Annotated in this window: 16 protein-coding genes; 15 read left to right on the top strand and 1 reads right to left on the bottom strand. The window is 61.5% G+C overall.

Features of this window, described 5'->3' with window-relative positions; all coding sequences use genetic code 11:
- The first annotated feature begins 26 nt into the window (after nt 1-26).
- The 15 genes from IB246_RS09400 (at nt 27) to gspM (ending at nt 14,485) form a co-directional block, all read left to right on the top strand.
- Complete coding sequence (locus tag IB246_RS09400) at nt 27-1,445, top strand: FAD-dependent oxidoreductase (RefSeq protein ID WP_008041850.1); 1,419 nt, start codon at nt 27-29, stop codon at nt 1,443-1,445.
- A 241-nt stretch (nt 1,446-1,686) separates the two neighbouring features.
- Complete coding sequence (gene hemE / locus IB246_RS09395; protein WP_008025187.1) at nt 1,687-2,754, top strand: uroporphyrinogen decarboxylase; 1,068 nt, start codon at nt 1,687-1,689, stop codon at nt 2,752-2,754.
- A 292-nt stretch (nt 2,755-3,046) separates the two neighbouring features.
- Nucleotides 3,047-4,513 (top strand): N-acetylglucosamine-binding protein GbpA, encoded by a 1,467-nt coding sequence (gene gbpA / locus IB246_RS09390; RefSeq protein WP_008041848.1) that lies wholly within the window; start codon nt 3,047-3,049, stop codon nt 4,511-4,513.
- A 77-nt stretch (nt 4,514-4,590) separates the two neighbouring features.
- On the top strand, nt 4,591-5,133 hold the full coding sequence (locus IB246_RS09385; RefSeq protein ID WP_008041847.1) for a cytochrome b: 543 nt from the start codon (nt 4,591-4,593) through the stop codon (nt 5,131-5,133).
- Nucleotides 5,134-5,234: 101 nt separating this feature from the next.
- Nucleotides 5,235-5,639 (top strand): type II secretion system protein N, encoded by a 405-nt coding sequence (locus IB246_RS09380; RefSeq protein ID WP_318652992.1) that lies wholly within the window; start codon nt 5,235-5,237, stop codon nt 5,637-5,639.
- 7 nt (nt 5,640-5,646) lie between these two features.
- The gene (gene gspD / locus IB246_RS09375; protein WP_192230017.1) at nt 5,647-7,575 is read left to right on the top strand and encodes a type II secretion system secretin GspD; all 1,929 of its coding nucleotides are present in this window, start codon (nt 5,647-5,649) and stop codon (nt 7,573-7,575) included.
- Nucleotides 7,572-9,053, top strand: a complete 1,482-nt coding sequence (gene gspE, locus IB246_RS09370) for a type II secretion system ATPase GspE (protein WP_008041844.1) — start codon at nt 7,572-7,574, stop codon at nt 9,051-9,053. The genes gspD and gspE overlap by 4 nt, the downstream gene beginning before the upstream one ends.
- Nucleotides 9,054-9,056: 3 nt before the next feature.
- On the top strand, nt 9,057-10,265 hold the full coding sequence (gspF, locus tag IB246_RS09365; RefSeq protein WP_008041839.1) for a type II secretion system inner membrane protein GspF: 1,209 nt from the start codon (nt 9,057-9,059) through the stop codon (nt 10,263-10,265).
- 3 nt (nt 10,266-10,268) lie between these two features.
- Complete coding sequence (gene gspG, locus IB246_RS09360; RefSeq protein WP_008041838.1) at nt 10,269-10,724, top strand: type II secretion system major pseudopilin GspG; 456 nt, start codon at nt 10,269-10,271, stop codon at nt 10,722-10,724.
- Between the two features lie 3 nt (nt 10,725-10,727).
- Complete coding sequence (gspH, locus tag IB246_RS09355; RefSeq protein WP_008041837.1) at nt 10,728-11,195, top strand: type II secretion system minor pseudopilin GspH; 468 nt, start codon at nt 10,728-10,730, stop codon at nt 11,193-11,195.
- On the top strand, nt 11,188-11,571 hold the full coding sequence (gene gspI, locus IB246_RS09350; RefSeq protein ID WP_008041835.1) for a type II secretion system minor pseudopilin GspI: 384 nt from the start codon (nt 11,188-11,190) through the stop codon (nt 11,569-11,571). Before gspH ends, gspI begins: the two co-directional genes overlap by 8 nt.
- On the top strand, nt 11,564-12,106 hold the full coding sequence (gspJ, locus tag IB246_RS09345; protein WP_008041833.1) for a type II secretion system minor pseudopilin GspJ: 543 nt from the start codon (nt 11,564-11,566) through the stop codon (nt 12,104-12,106). Before gspI ends, gspJ begins: the two co-directional genes overlap by 8 nt.
- On the top strand, nt 12,103-12,954 hold the full coding sequence (locus IB246_RS09340) for a type II secretion system protein GspK (RefSeq protein WP_008041832.1): 852 nt from the start codon (nt 12,103-12,105) through the stop codon (nt 12,952-12,954). The genes gspJ and IB246_RS09340 overlap by 4 nt, the downstream gene beginning before the upstream one ends.
- A complete protein-coding gene (gspL, locus tag IB246_RS09335) occupies nt 12,951-14,057 on the top strand; it encodes a type II secretion system protein GspL (protein WP_008041831.1) in 1,107 nt (368 codons plus the stop codon). The genes IB246_RS09340 and gspL overlap by 4 nt, the downstream gene beginning before the upstream one ends.
- Complete coding sequence (gspM, locus tag IB246_RS09330) at nt 14,054-14,485, top strand: type II secretion system protein GspM (protein WP_008041830.1); 432 nt, start codon at nt 14,054-14,056, stop codon at nt 14,483-14,485. The genes gspL and gspM overlap by 4 nt, the downstream gene beginning before the upstream one ends.
- On the opposite strand, the gene IB246_RS09325 is transcribed toward gspM, so the two are convergent.
- Nucleotides 14,478-15,710: an MFS transporter gene (locus IB246_RS09325; RefSeq protein ID WP_225609813.1), complete on the bottom strand. Its 1,233-nt coding sequence runs from the start codon at nt 15,708-15,710 to the stop codon at nt 14,478-14,480. The genes gspM and IB246_RS09325 overlap by 8 nt on opposite strands.
- Nucleotides 15,711-15,801: the final 91 nt, after the last annotated feature.

Raw genomic sequence — 15,801 nt, 5'->3', positions numbered from 1 at the left:
CTGAAGAGTTTGATGAGGTTTTAACAATGGCTGAACGTCTGAATAACGACTTCCAGTTCATCGACGTCGGGCGCAAAGATCCGAAGAAGAAACTGTTGCGTCAACGCAAGAAAGAGTTCGTGGAGATCTACGAACCCTTCAAACCCCAGCATTCGGCCGATCAGGCCCACCGCTGCCTGGGTTGCGGTAACCCGTATTGCGAATGGAAGTGCCCGGTGCACAACTTCATTCCGAACTGGCTGAAACTGGTGGCCGAGGGCAACATCCTCCAGGCCGCCGAGCTGTCGCACCAGACCAACACCCTGCCGGAAGTCTGCGGCCGGGTGTGCCCGCAGGATCGTCTGTGCGAGGGTGCCTGCACCCTCAACGACGGCTTCGGCGCGGTGACCATCGGTTCGGTCGAGAAGTACATCACCGACACCGCGTTCGCCATGGGCTGGCGCCCGGACATGTCCAAGGTCAAGCCGACCGGCAAACGTGTCGCGATCATCGGCGCAGGCCCGGCCGGTCTCGGTTGTGCCGACGTGCTGGTACGCGGCGGCGTGACCCCGGTGGTGTTCGACAAGAACCCGGAAATCGGCGGTCTGCTGACCTTCGGTATCCCGGAGTTCAAGCTGGAAAAGACCGTGCTGAGCAATCGCCGCGAAGTTTTCACCGGCATGGGCATCGAGTTCCGCCTGAACACCGAAGTGGGCAAGGATGTGTCCGTCGAGCAACTGCTCGAAGAATACGATGCCGTGTTCATGGGCATGGGCACCTACACCTACATGAAGGGCGGCTTTGCCGGTGAAGACCTGCCGGGCGTGCATGACGCGCTGGACTTCCTGATCGCCAACGTCAACCGCAACCTGGGCTTTGAAAAGTCGCCGGAAGATTTCGTCGACATGAAAGGCAAGAAGGTTGTGGTACTGGGCGGCGGCGACACGGCGATGGACTGCAACCGTACGTCGATCCGCCAGGGCGCCAAGTCGGTGACCTGTGCGTATCGTCGTGACGAAGCGAACATGCCTGGCTCGCGCAAAGAGGTGAAGAACGCCAAGGAAGAAGGCGTGAAATTCCTCTACAACCGCCAGCCGATCGCCATCGTGGGTGAAGACAAGGTTGAAGGCGTGAAGGTGGTCGAGACCCGTCTCGGCGAGCCGGACGCTCGTGGCCGTCGCAGCCCCGAGCCGATCCCGGGCTCCGAAGAGATCATCCCGGCCGACACCGTGGTCATCGCTTTCGGTTTCCGTCCAAGCCCGGCGCCGTGGTTCGAGCAGTTCAGCATCCAGACCGACAGCCAGGGCCGCGTAGTTGCGCCTGAACAAGGTCAGTTCAAGCACCAGACCAGCAACCCGAAAATCTTCGCCGGTGGCGATATGGTTCGCGGTTCCGACCTGGTGGTGACGGCGATCTTCGAAGGCCGCAATGCGGCTGAAGGGATCCTGGACTACCTGGGCGTCTAATTAGACGACGCCAAACCCTGTGGGAGCGAGCCTGCTCGCGATAGCGGTGGATCAGTCAACAGAGATGTTGAATGTGAAGCCCTCATCGCGAGCAGGCTCGCTCCCACATTGGTTTCAGGGTGTTGCCAAACACTGTATTCCCCCGCGACAAATTGACCCGATAGACAAAAGGCTGACCTGCATCCGTGCCTTTTGCGTCGAGCTCTGAGAAAATGCCCGCACTTTTTTTCCGGATGCCGACATGACTGCCCTGAAGAACGACCGTTTCCTTCGCGCCCTGCTCAAGCAACCTGTAGACGTCACCCCTGTGTGGATGATGCGTCAGGCCGGTCGCTACTTGCCTGAATACCGCGCCAGCCGTGCCAAGGCCGGCGACTTCATGAGCCTGTGCATGAACCCGGCGTTCGCTTGCGAAGTCACCATGCAACCGCTCGACCGCTATCCGCAACTGGATGCGGCAATCCTGTTCTCCGACATCCTCACCATCCCGGACGCCATGGGCCAGGGCCTGTACTTCGAAACCGGTGAAGGTCCGCGCTTCAAAAAAGTCGTCAGCACGATGGCCGACATCGAAGCCCTGCCGATTCCTGATCCGCACAAAGACCTCGGTTACGTGATGGACGCGGTCAGCACCATCCGCCGCGAACTGAACGGCCGTGTACCGCTGATCGGTTTCTCCGGCAGCCCATGGACCCTGGCCACCTATATGGTTGAAGGCGGTTCGTCGAAAGACTTCCGCAAGACCAAAGCCATGCTCTACGACAACCCGCAAGCCATGCACCTGCTGCTGGACAAGCTGGCGCAGTCGGTGACCTCGTACCTCAACGGCCAGATCATGGCCGGCGCGCAAGCGGTGCAGATCTTCGACACGTGGGGCGGCAACCTGTCGGCGGCGGCGTACCAGGAATTCTCCCTGGCCTACATGCGCAAAATCGTCAGCGGCCTGATCCGCGAACACGAAGGCCGCAAGGTTCCGGTCATCCTGTTCACCAAGAACGGCGGCCTGTGGCTGGAAAGCATCGCTGATGCCGGTGCTGATGCGCTGGGCCTGGACTGGACGTGCGATATCGGCAATGCCCGGGCTCGCGTTGGCGACAAAGTTGCCTTGCAAGGCAACATGGACCCGACCGTGCTCTACGCCAAACCGGAAGCCATTCGTACCGAAGTCGGACGGATCCTCGCCAGCTACGGCAAGGGCAGCGGCCACGTGTTCAACCTGGGTCATGGCATTACGCCGGAAGTCGATCCGGAACATGCGGGTGCGTTCTTGCGCGCGGTGCATGAGCTGTCGGCGCAGTATCACGAGTAGTTCTCGCAGGTTCCATCAAGCCTGTCCGGCCAACGCCGGGCAGGCTTTTTTTTTGTCTGAAATACCGTGTGCCCGCCTAATCCGTTTCATCCTGTAAGAATGTTTTCCCTCTTTGTCAGACAAGTGAAGAGAGAGAGTAATCCCCATCTAAACGGCGACTTGTCCTACATAGAATTCGTGTCCATCTCCGTAAGGTTTCAGACCTTCGTCCGGTGCAGCCCACCGAACGAGATTACGAACAGCGGCGTCCTTGTGGCGCCTTAATTTTCGATAAGTAGTCTGGAACACACTCATGAAAAAGACCTTCTACAAGGGAGGTGCGCTAACCGCATGCTCCTCTTCAATGATCCTGTTATCGGCAATGCTGGCGTCTCAAACTGTTTCGGCCCATGGCTATATGGAAGTGCCGCCCTCGCGCGCACTGCTGTGCCAGAAAGGGGTGAACACCAACTGCGGTTCCGCGCAATACGAGCCTCAAAGTGTTGGCGAAACATTCAAAGGTTTTCCGGCCGGTACAGGCGGTGCGCCTTTGCAAGGGCCGATCGATGGCAAGATTCCGAGTGGCGGTCATCCATCGTTCTCCGCTATGGATGCTCAGTCCGCTACCCGTTGGCAATTAACGGAAATCAAAGACCGCAACATCGATTTCCAATGGCGCTACACCCAGGCTCACCCTGCCACCAAGCATGAGTACTTCATCACTCGCAACGGCTGGAACGTTAACGAATCCCTCAAGCGCGCCTCGTTCGAAAGCACCCCGTTCTGCATCGTCGAGGGGAATCATCAACTGCCGGTGTCCGGCGCCAAACACAACTGCAACATTCCTGACGACAAATCCGGTCAGCACGTCATCCTCGGGATCTGGACCGTCGGTGATACCGACGCGGCGTTTTACAACGCTGTTGATGTGAACATCCTCGGCGAACCGTCGTTGCCCGGTGGCTGGTCTTCCGTTGGCGGCATCACGCCATCGGCCCAATTGCTGATCGGCGACAAGGTCAAGGCCCGCGCATTCTCTGCCAACGGTGTCAGCCCGAATTACGACGTCGAGATCTCCATCGACACTGCCGAGGAAGGCTCGCCGAACAACTGGGCGTTCAAACTCGCAGAAAAAATCAACAGCACCCAATCGCTTATCCGTGCCGGTATTCGTGATGAGAGCGGCAACATCGAACCGGTCCGGGGTAACAACACCCTCTACGCCCAGAAAGAAAGCGGCGTAACCCGATTCGAAGTTCAGCTGGACATGAAGGAAGACACCGCCGCGCGTATGTCGGTGGCCTCCCAGCAAGCCGAATACGTTCTGGACAAAGGCCTGGCCAACGTCCAGTTCAGCATGATCTCGAACCGTGCGATGAACGTCGAAGCGACCTTGTTCGACGAGAACAACAAGCCGGTCGGTTCCGTCGCGAAGCAGGTAGACAGCGGTCCGACCTGGCTGACCATGGATGTTCGCAGCAATCCCGGCAAACACACCCTGACGCTGGTCGGCACCACGCTGGATGGTCGCACCACTCGCCAGGACACCCAGCCCACCCACATGACCGGTGAAGGCGCGGGCATCGAGCACGACTTCGTGTTCCCCGAAGGCATCAGCGAGTACACCGCCGGCACCAAAGTGCTGCAACCGAAGACCAATGAAATCTTCGAATGCAAGCCATTCCCCGCGTCCGGTTACTGCAAGCAATACACCCCGACGGCCAACGGCTTTGAGCCCGGTGTAGGGGGGCACTGGCACATGGCGTGGGACAAAATCTAAGTCTCTCGTAACACTTCAGGCGATCCGGAACAGGATTGCCTGAAGGCTTATCTTCCTGTTGAAAAATCGAGTTGAAAATGACGGTTTCGGGTTACTCCACCCAACGCGTATGGCTGCACTGGGTGTCGGCGGCGGTGATTATCTGGACGCTGGTGTCGGGGTTCTATGTGGCCTTTGTGGACGTGCCAGCCCGCGTCGGTGAGCGGGTTGCCTTTATCAATGTGTCGCTGACGACGGTGTTCATCCCGTTTTTTGTCTGGCGGCTGTTTATTTTTGTCGTTCACGCCCGGCAGACGAGCGTGAACACCTTGTCGTCCATGGAAAAACTCGCGCTGTTTGCCCACACGCTGATCTACCTGACGGTGACTGTCGTGCTGGTGACCGGTGTGTTGATGATGGACCGCCCGATTGATGTATTCGGGTGGGTCGATATTGCGCAGCCGCTGAGTGATCCAGCGCTTATCGCGCTGTTTGTCACCGTTCACGTTTGGTCGTGCCTGGTGCTTTCACTGCTGATCGCGATGCATGTCGGTGCGGTGATTTTCCATGAACTGTGCGGTCACCGCGTACTGCGACGAATGTCCTTGTGCAGCAAGTTTGGCAGTGGCCGCGCCGAGTGAACGGGCGACTCTGCACCCTCGGCCTGCTACTGGTGACAGTCGCGTACGGATCCTTTCTGGTGTGGCAAGAGTGGGGGTTTCGTCAAAGCCGTGTCGCACCGATGCCTGTCGTTTCAACGATAGCGACGCCACCGTCCCGTGCACCTCTGGATACCACTGCGGTGGCGACGGTGCTCGGTCTGACGGCGGGAGCCACGTTGTTGGCCAGCGCCGAGCCGCTGACCCTGCAGGCCAGTTTTGTCCTGGCCACAGGGTTGTCCAGAGCGCTGCTGGCAGACGCTCAAGGCTCGCGGATTTATCAGGTGGGCGATCCGTTGCCGGGCGGCAGCGTCCTGCGCCGCGTCGAGGCGGATCGGGCGGTGTTGTGGAACAAGGGGCGAGAAGAAGTGCTGACGCTGCAGACTTCTGCCACGCAGCTCTTGCGTCGATTAGACGCGCAAACCGAGGCTCCGGCCCCCGCGACTCCTGCGCATTTTCTACGCCCGCTCTCCGGGCCGTCAGAGTGATCAACCCATGAACTTTTCCATCAGCGCGAAGGCGTTGCGCCCCCTGCTTTTTTTCGCCGCGTTGGCGCTGTCACTCTTTCACGGCGCGGTACGGGCCGAGGAAGAAAAATGGCAACTGGCGATGAACAATGCCGAGCTGCGCGACATCGTCGAGGAAATCTCCACCATTCTCGGTACCACGGTGGTGCTTGATCCCAGAGTCTCCGGGCGCATCACCGTCATGTCCCGTCAGGCCCTCGACCGCGAAGGTGTTCGCCGATTGTTTTATTCGGTGCTGGATGCCCACAACTTCACGGTCATCGACGAGGGTGACCGGATCCTGATTACGCCGGTCACTGAAGCGAAAACCCGCGCCGGCCAAGGCATTGCAAAAAACGCCACGGCTTCGCAATTCATCACCCAGGTCGTCGAACTGAACACCAGCAGCGCTTCCGACATCGCCGGCCTGGTTCGGCCGCTGGTGTCGGCCAACGGCTATGTCGGTCCTTCGGTGTCAGCCAATGCGCTGGTGGTCACCGATACTGCGGCCAATGTGAACCGTATCGCGCAGGTGGTCCGGCAACTGGATTCCGGGCAGAACAACCAGCATGCCGTGGTGCAAATGCAGCACGCACAGGCTGCTGATGTGGCGACTGTCATGGAGTCCTCTCTGGGCAAACGCAGCGCTGATACGGCGATCCAGGTACTGGCCGACGCCAGAACCAATCGGCTGATCCTCATTGGTCCACCGTCGGTTCGCCAGCGCCTGATCGACCTCGCACGCCGTCTCGATACCCCCGCGACCGCCACCCTCGACAATGCGCGGGTGATTCGCCTGCGTCACAGCGATGCCAGGCAACTGGCCGAAGTCCTCGAAACGATGGGCCAGGGCCGAAAGCCGGCAACAGCCGTCGGCGGCGCCCGGGATAACTCACCCGGCACGACGTTCATGATCAAGGCCGACGAAAGCCAGAATGCGCTGGTGCTGATCGCCGAGCCGGCGCAAATCCGCACCATCGAGGACATCGTGCGTCAGTTGGACCAGCCTCGGGCGCAGGTGCTGATCCATGCCGCCATCGTCGAGATTTCCGGGGACATCGCCGAGGCCGTGGGTGTTCAGTGGAGCGTCAGCGGCAGCGATGCAAAAGGCTTCATCAACTTTCCCGGCACCGATATTCCGATCATTGGCGGGCTGAACTTTGACGAGAAAAAATCCGCGCCGGAAGGGGCCGTCCTGCAGCTGGGTAATGACCGCTTCGGCGCGTTGGTTTCGGCGCTGGCCAGCAACACCCGCAGCAACCTGCTGTCCACGCCGAGCCTGCTGACCCTGGACAATCAGGAGGCAGAAATCATCGTCGGCCAAAACGTCCCGTTCAAGACCGGCTCCTACGCCACCAACAGCAACGGCGCGGAAAATCCGTTTACCACGGTCGAGCGCAAGGACGTGGGCATCAGCCTGAAGATCAAGCCGTACATCAACGAAGGCTCGACGTTGCGCCTGGAGGTCGCGCAGGAAGTGTCGGACATCGCGCCTTCGGTATCGGGCATCGATTCTTCGGACCTGATCACCAACAAACGTGCGCTCAAGAGCACGATCCTGGCGGACGATGGCGAAATCATCGTCATCGGCGGGCTGATCAGGGACAGCGTCCGCACCCAACAGAGCGGGGTGCCGTTGCTGCGCGACATTCCCTACCTCGGTGCGCTGTTTCGCTGGACCCGCGACACCCAGACCAAAAGCAACCTGATGGTGTTTTTGCGGCCGACCATCCTGCGCAGCAAGGAAGACCTGTCAGACGTCAGCCAGCAGCGTTACAACGCGCTGCGTGAATTGAGCAAGCCCGGCGCGCGAGGGAACAACTCCTTGCTGCTGCCGGCCGAGGCGCGTCAATTGTTCGACCCCGCGCCCGACGCCCCCGTGTTCGATTTGCGTAAGCAAGCGGCGGAATCGCCATGAGCGAACCGCGTGAATCCCTCCAGCCATTGCCCTTCGGTTTCGCCCGGCGTTTCGGCGTACTGCTGGAGCACGACGGGCCGGGCTCAAGCCTTGTACTGCGCGCCAATGCGCCGCTCACGGCCCTGTCGGAAGCCCGTCGGGCAAGCGCTCGGGATCTGCCGATGCGGGTGCTTGAGCCTGATGTGTTCGCCGCACGTCTGGCCGTCGCTTATCGCGAAGGTCAGAGCGCGGCCGAGCAAGTTGCCCAAGGGCTGGACGAAGAGCTGGACCTGCTCAGTCTGGTCGATCAAGTCCCGCAAACCGCCGACCTGCTGGAGCAGCAGGGCGACGCGCCGATCATCCGGTTGATCAACGCACTGCTCAGCGAAGCGGTGCGCGAGCACGCGTCGGACGTGCACCTGGAAACTTTCGAGCAGTACCTGTCGGTACGCATGCGCGTCGACGGGCAATTGCGCGAAATGCTCAGGCCTCGACGTGAACTGGCCACCTTGCTGGTGTCGCGGATCAAGGTCATGGCGCGCCTGGACATTGCTGAAAAACGGGTCCCGCAGGATGGTCGAATGGCCCTGCGACTGGCCGGGCACGAAGTCGATGTGCGGGTCTCCACGCTGCCTTCGGCCCACGGCGAACGGGTGGTACTGCGCCTGCTCGACAAGCAGGCCGGGCGCCTGGAATTGCCGCGACTCGGCATGCCTGCCGATACCCTCGCCGCGTTGCGCCAGTTGCTCGCAAAACCTCACGGCATTCTCCTGGTGACCGGGCCTACCGGTTCCGGCAAGACCACCAGTCTGTACGCCGCGCTGAGCAGCCTGAACGATCAGACACGCAACATCCTCACGGTCGAAGACCCCATCGAATATCACCTGCCGGGTGTGGGGCAGATGCCGGTCAATCCGAAAGTGGACATGACGTTTGCCCGCGGCTTGCGGGCGATCTTGCGACAGGATCCGGACGTGGTGATGGTCGGTGAAATCCGTGATCGCGAGACGGCGGAAATCGCCGTCCAGGCATCACTGACCGGGCACCTGGTGCTCTCGACGTTGCACACCAACAGTGCCGTCGGTGCAGTGACGCGGCTGGTGGACATGGGCGTCGATGCCTACCTGCTCGCGTCGTCGCTGGTGGGCATTCTGGCCCAGCGTTTACTGCGCACGTTGTGCCCCCATTGCAAGACGGCGTACAGCGCCGATGAGGCCACGTGCGAGCGCCTCGGGCTCGATTCGGCAGCGCCACCGCAACTGTTCAGGGCTGTGGGGTGCGACCAGTGTCAGCACGGTTATCGCGGGCGGATCGGAATCTACGAGCTGATCAGCGTGACGCCCGCCGTCTCGGTTCTGATTCATCAAGGTGCGAGTGAACAGGCGTTGATAGAAGAGACGCGCAAGGTCTCCCGCAGCCTGTTTCAGGACGGTTGCCAGCGGGTGCTGGAGGGCGTGACCAGCCTCGACGAATTACTGCGCGTGACGCAGGAGGACTAGCGAGTGCCGACGTTCGATTACCGCGCTGACGACGCCCAGGGCCGACGCTGCAAAGGCCGACTGGAGGCCGACGGCCCGCGACATGCCCGGCAACTGATGCGTGAACGCGGCTTGTGGCCGCGTGAGTTGAGCGAGGTTAGGGCAGGTGGCGACACGGGGACGCAGTCTCGCAGCGGACGCCTGAGCGCGGCGGATCTGGCGCTGTTGACCTTGCAGTTGTCCACCCTCGTACAGGCGGGGCTACCGCTGGAGGAAGCCCTTGAAGCGGTGACGAAGCAGAGTGCGAAGCGCAAGGTTGCCGGTTTGTTGTCGGCAGTCAGGAGTCGGGTGATGGAAGGTCATGCCCTGTCGACGGCGCTGGCTCAATTTCCCAAGGCGTTCCCCGAATTGTTCCGCGCCACTGTCGCGGCTGGCGAACGTTCCGGTCACTTGGGGCATGTGCTGGAACAACTGGCCGCTTACACCGAGGCCCGCCAGGCGTCGCGGCAGAAAATCCAGATGGCCCTGGTGTACCCGTTGATCCTGATGTTGGCCAGTGTCGCGATTGTTGGTTTTCTGCTCGGCTACGTGGTGCCGGACGTGGTGAAGATCTTCGTCGACAGTGGCCAGCCGTTGCCCTGGCTGACGCAGGCGCTGATTGCCCTCAGCAATGGGCTGCGCAATCACTTTCTGCTGTTGATGGGCGTGCTGACGACGTTGCTCGGCCTCTGGCGCTGGAGCCTGCGCCAGCCGGCCTGGCGCCTGCGCTGGCATCGTCTCGCGTTGAAACTGCCGGTAATGGGCGAGGTGCTGCGGGCGATGGAAGCCGCGCGGTTCGCCAGCACGCTGGCAATCCTCGGCAAAAGTGCAGTGCCATTGGTGGACGCGCTGGAGATCGCGGCGGCCGTCATCGGCAACCTGACCATCCGCAGCCGCATGGCCGATGTCGCACGCTCGGTCCGTGAAGGTGGAACGCTGACTCGCGGTCTGGAACTGAGCGGCGACATCCCGCCGATGATGCTGCACATGATCGCCAGCGGCGAACGCGCCGGTGAGCTCGATCGCATGCTGGTGCGGGCCGCCGAGCAACAGGAAAGCAGTCTGGCGGCGCGTATCGCACTGGTCGTGAGCCTTTTTGAACCGGCCATGCTGGTGCTGATGGGCGGCGTGGTGCTGCTGATCGTCATGGCCATCCTCCTACCGATTCTCAGCCTCAACCAATTGGTGAATTGACCCATGAATGCAGCACAGAGAAACAGCCCTCGCGCTCAACGCGGTTTTACCCTGATCGAAATCATGGTGGTGGTCGTCATCATCGGCGTGCTGGGGGCCATCGTGGTGCCGCAGTTCATGAGCCGTCCCGACCAGGCCAAAGTCACCGCCAGCAAAATTGATCTCCAGGCCATCGCCACGGCCCTCGAAATGTATCGCCTCGACAACTTCAACTACCCCTCGACACAGCAGGGGCTGGAAGCCTTGAGCAAACAACCTTCCGGCCTGCCGGCGGCGAGGAACTGGAACCCTCAGGGTTATCTGAAAAGCCTGCCGGTCGATCCGTGGAACACGCCCTATCAGTACCTCAATCCCGGTGTGCATTCAGTGGACGGCGGCTATGACTTGTATTCCCTCGGTTCCGATGGCGTGAAGGGTGGCGAAGGGCATGCGGCCGATATCGGCAACTGGGGCGACTGAATCATGCGCCAGCGTTGTCGGGGATTCACCTTGCTCGAACTGATGATCGTGATTGTTTTGATCGGCGTGCTGTTGGGTATGGTGAGCTTCGCCACCGGGTCGAATCCGGCGCGTCAGGCCCGGCAGGAAGCGCACGGGATCGTGGGCGTGATTCAACAGTTGCGTGAACGCGCAGTGCTCGATGGCCAGGAGTTCGGCCTGCGGCTGAGTGTCGAGGGTTATCGGGTGATGAGGCTCGATGTTCAGGGTTGGGAACCGTTGGCGGCTTTTTATCGATGGCCCGAAAACGTGCGGCTACGGCTTGAGCAGGACGGTCATCCGGTAACCCTTGGCGCCGACGATGGACCTCCTCAGTTGCTGATGTTCAGCAACGATGAAACCAGCGTCTTTACGCTGTCGTTTGGCAGCGACAAAAAGACGTGGCTCAGCCTGTCCAGCGATGGCCTTGGCCAGGTGGTGATCGATGGCTAGCCGGCCGTTTGCTTCACGCATGCGTGGCTTCACCTTGCTGGAAATCATGGTGGCCCTGGCGATCTTTTCGACGCTGGCGGCCGCCGTGTTGTCGGCGAGCCAATACGTGCTCAGGCAAACCGGCGCGGTCGAGGAACGGCTCTTCGCCGCGTGGCTGGCAGACAACCATCTGAATGAACTGCGCCTGCAAACCGGATGGCCCCTCGACCAGCAACAACGGATCGTGTCGATGGATCGCCGCGACTGGTTGCTGCGCCAGCGTATCAGCGTTTCGCCTGATCCGCGCCTGCTCAAGGTCGATGTTGACGTCAGCCTTTCCGGGCGTGAGCAAACCGTACACCGCGCCAGTGGCTGGATACCTCATCGTGATGAATAAGCAGAGCGGTTTCACCTTGCTGGAACTGGTCATCGCCATGGCGATCTTCGCGTTGCTGGGCCTGGCCAGTTGGGGGCTGTTCGATGGCGTGGTGCGCGTGCAACGAGGGACGACGGCGCATGAGCGTGAGTTCCGAAGCCTGCAACGGGCGGTGGCGGTGATCGAGCGGGATGTGCTGCACGCCACCGATCAACCTGTCGTGCTCCAGCAATCGGTGTTGCAGTTGCAGCGTAGCCATTGGCGCAACCCTTTGGACCAGCCGCGCAGCGAGCGCCAGTTGCTGACCTATCGACTCGATAACGGCACGCTGTGGCGTGAAAGTCAGGGGGAGGGGGTGCCGAGCGTGCAGCGGCAAAAACTGCTGGGCGATGTTCGAGACTTGAGTTGGCGGGTGTTTGATGCACAGTCCGGTTGGAACCGCGATTGGCCATCCGGGCGGGGCGTGAAGCGGCCGATGGCGGTGGAAGTGCAATTCTCTACGGGTCGTTTCGAGGCGATTCGTCGGGTATTGCTGTTGCCCGGCGCCTTGCCATGAGGAGGCATCAACGCGGCATCGCGTTGATCAGCGTGTTGCTGGTCATGAGTCTGGCGATGTTGATCACCAGCGGCTTGCTACGCAGCCATCGCCTGTCGCTGCACAGCAGCGGCCAGGCCCTGCAGCACATTCAAATGCGCCAACTCGCCGTTGCGGGGGAAAGCTGGGCGCTTTTGCGCTTGCGGGACGCGGCGCAGGGCTCGCAAAAAACTGTCGACCTGACCCAGGACTGGGCGCGCATGACACCCGACTTCGACGTCGAAGACGCGCAGATCCGCGTTGATATCGAGGACCTCGCCGGGCGCTTCAATCTCAACGCATTGTTGACTCAGGGGCAGATCGATCAAGTCACCCTCAACCGCTGGGCGCGCTTGCTCGAGATGCTGGATCTTCCACCGCTGCAACTTGCTCAGGTGGGGGCTTTACGAGAACTGAGCCAACTGCGCCTGCTGCCGGGGGTTGACGCTCATGTGCTGCGTCAACTTGAGCCTTGGGTGGCGATGTTGCCCGGCCACGCAACGCTGAACGTCAACACGGCTCCGGAATTGGTGCTGAGGACGCTCGATGGCGTGGACGCGACCACGGCTGCTGGGCTGGTTCGTCAGGCTTTGACGACGGGATGGGCCAGCGTACAGGCCTTTACGCAAGACCCGCTGCTCTCCGGTGCAGGCCTGAGCAGTCATGGGCTTGGCACCGGCAGCCGCTGGTTCCGCATCACGGTGCAGGTCACTCAGGGGCAGCGCCGATTGCGGCTGGCCACGGAGGTCGAACGCGACGCCGACACCCACCAACTCAACGTCCTGCAACGACGCCTTCTTCCTTCGACTGCCCACGAGATGCCGCGATGAATACCTGGCTTTACCTGACCGCCGAGGGCCTGGGCGAACCGTCGGCAGACTGGCCTTGCTGCGTCTGGTCCTCGACTGCGCAACGCCAGTCCATGCCCTTGAATCAAGCGGCGCAGTTGCTGGACGGGCAGGCGGTGGACCTGCTGCTGCCCATGGAGTTGTGCAGTTGGGTGCGTAGCGATCCGTGGCCTTCCAAACGCCAGCCCGGCGCGCAAGCCGTCGCGTTTGCCGTGGAAGATCAATTGAGCGAGGCGTTGGAAAAGCTGCACCTGAGCATCGGCGCTCGCGATCAGGAAGGGCGTTATCCGGTCATGGTGATCGACCGTCAGCGGTTTGCCGCGATGCTCGCGTTATTGGCTGAAGAGGGCATCGAGGTGCGTTCGGTGTTCGTCGATGCCGATGTCTTGCCCCTGGATCAGGCGCTCGGAGTTTGGTGGTTCGGTCGATGGCTGGTCGGCGGAGGGCTGCCGGCCCGCCTGACGTTGACGGACGACGGGTTGACGTTGCTGGGACCGGCCTTGCCCGCGGGGATTCAATGGGTCGACGAGCGTCAGGGTGCGACGGATGTCGATCAATACCTGGCCCACCGTCCCGCGCAGGCCATCAATCTGCTGCAAGGCGAATTCGCCCTGCGCAACAAACGTCTGCCCTGGCGCCTCGGCGGTTTGACGATCCTCACGTTGCTGTTGCTGACCTGGGGCGCCAGCGCTGCGCGAATCCATTTTCTGGAGAGTGAAACACGCAGGCTCTACAGCCAGAACGAGCAACGGTTCAAGACGCTTTACCCCGAGCAGAGCCGTATCGTCGATCTGGCAACGCAGCTCAACACGCTTCAACAGCAGACCGCCGAGCCGCAGCGCACACGCGTTGCCGAGCTGGTGACGCTGGTCGAGCAGGTGATTGGCGCAAGCAATGTCGAGGTCCGGCGCATCGAATTTCGTGCCGGCGATGGCTGGAAAATCCAGCTGAGCGCCAACAGCTTTGCCGAGCTGGAACAACTGCGCGAGCGTGGGCGACAACAAGGCGTGCCACTGCGGCTCGACAGTGCGAGCAAAGAGCGCGACCGCGTGCAGGCGACCCTTACAGTGGAGGACCGCGCATGAAAGCGGCCTGGCAACGGCTGTCCCTTCGCGAGCAACGACTGTTGCTGGCCATGGGCGCATTTTTATTGGTTGTCGTGGCGTTCAGCCTGATCTGGCAACCGACACGCCAACGCCTGGAAACCATGGAACGCCAGCACCAACAGCAACTGGCCGTGTCTGCGCAACTGCAACTGGCACAACCGCGAAGCCCCCCGCCCGTCGTCAGCCATCAGTCGTTGTCGCTGCGTGTCAGCGAAAGCGCCACAGAAGCGGGGCTTGAGATCCATCAGATGGACACCGACAACGACGTGTTGCGCCTGACCCTCAGCGGCGACGCGAAGGCGTTGCTGCAATGGCTGGACCGCACCGAACGTGACGGCGTCGCCTTGCAATCGCTGACCCTGGAAAAGAGTGACGCGGTGCTTGAGGCGCGAGTGGTGCTCAGGTAGTCGAACCGTTCCCCGGCAGCAGCGGCAGGCGGGCCAGTTTCAACGCAACCAGCAACGCCACCACCAGCAGCGCACCGATGAACACGCCAATCCCGTTCCACCCGCCGAGGTGCCAGAACACACCGCCCGCCGTACCGGCGATGCTCGACCCGGCGTAGTAACTGAACAAGTACAACGACGATGCCTGACCCTTGGCCTTCGTGGCGCGGCGGCCGATCCAGCTGCTGGCCACCGAGTGCGCGCCGAAGAAACCGAAGGTGAAAATCAGCATGCCGATGATCACCACGGGCAGCGGCGTGAGCATGGTCAGGGCGAGACCGGCGAGCATCAGCACGATGGTCGACCAGAGCATTTTGCGGCGTCCGAGTTTGTCGGCCAGCGAACCGATTTTCGCCGAGCTGTAGATGCCCGACAGGTACACCACCGACAGCAGCCCGACAAAGGCCTGGTCCATGTGGTACGGCTCGGCCAGCAGGCGATAGCCGATGTAGTTGAAGAGCGTGACGAACGCGCCCATCAGCACGAACGCTTCTAAGAACAACAGCGGCAAACCGGCGTCGCGAAAGTGCATGGTGAAACCGTCGAGCAGGCTGCGCGGGTGCAGCGAGCGGGCGCGGAAGTTGCGCGATTCGGGGAGGATTTTCCAGAACACCGCCGCCGCGATCAGTGCCAGGCCGCCGATCACCAGCATCGCCGTGTGCCAGCTGACGAAGTCGATCAACACCCCGGTAATCAAGCGCCCGCACATCCCGCCAATCGCGTTGCCACCGATGTACAGGCCCATCGCCAGACCGATGTGTTGCGGGTGGATCTCTTCGCTCAGGTAGGTCATGGCGACCGCCGCCAGGCCACTCAACGACAACCCGATCAACGCGCGCATCACCAGCACGCCGTGCCAGCTCGGCATCATGGAACTGGCGATGGTGCACAGCGCCGCGGCAAACAGCGCCGCCACCATCACCGGTTTGCGCCCGACCCGGTCGGAGATCGGCCCGGTGATCAGCAGGCCGATGGCGAGCATGGCCGTGGCCACCGACAGAATCAGGCTGCTCTGCGCCGCGTTAATCGAATATTCGTGGGACAGCAGCGGCATCATCGGTTGCACGCAATACAGCAGCGCGAAGGTCGCAAAGCCGCCGGAGAACAGCGCCAGTACCGTGCGCATGAACATCGGCGTGCCCTTTTCGATGTAGATCTCCTTCAGTTCAGAGACGGCATCGTCCAGCGCGGCGGGCGGAACTTCATGGGCGAGTGGGGCGACAGCAGTTTTCACTTCAGACCTCGGGGGAGCGCAGCCGGTCAGGCAATGAAAAAAG

Source organism: Pseudomonas sp. PDM01 (assembly GCF_014852325.1).
Lineage (GTDB): Bacteria > Pseudomonadota > Gammaproteobacteria > Pseudomonadales > Pseudomonadaceae > Aquipseudomonas > Aquipseudomonas migulae.
This window is presented reverse-complemented; position numbering and strand designations above follow the sequence as displayed.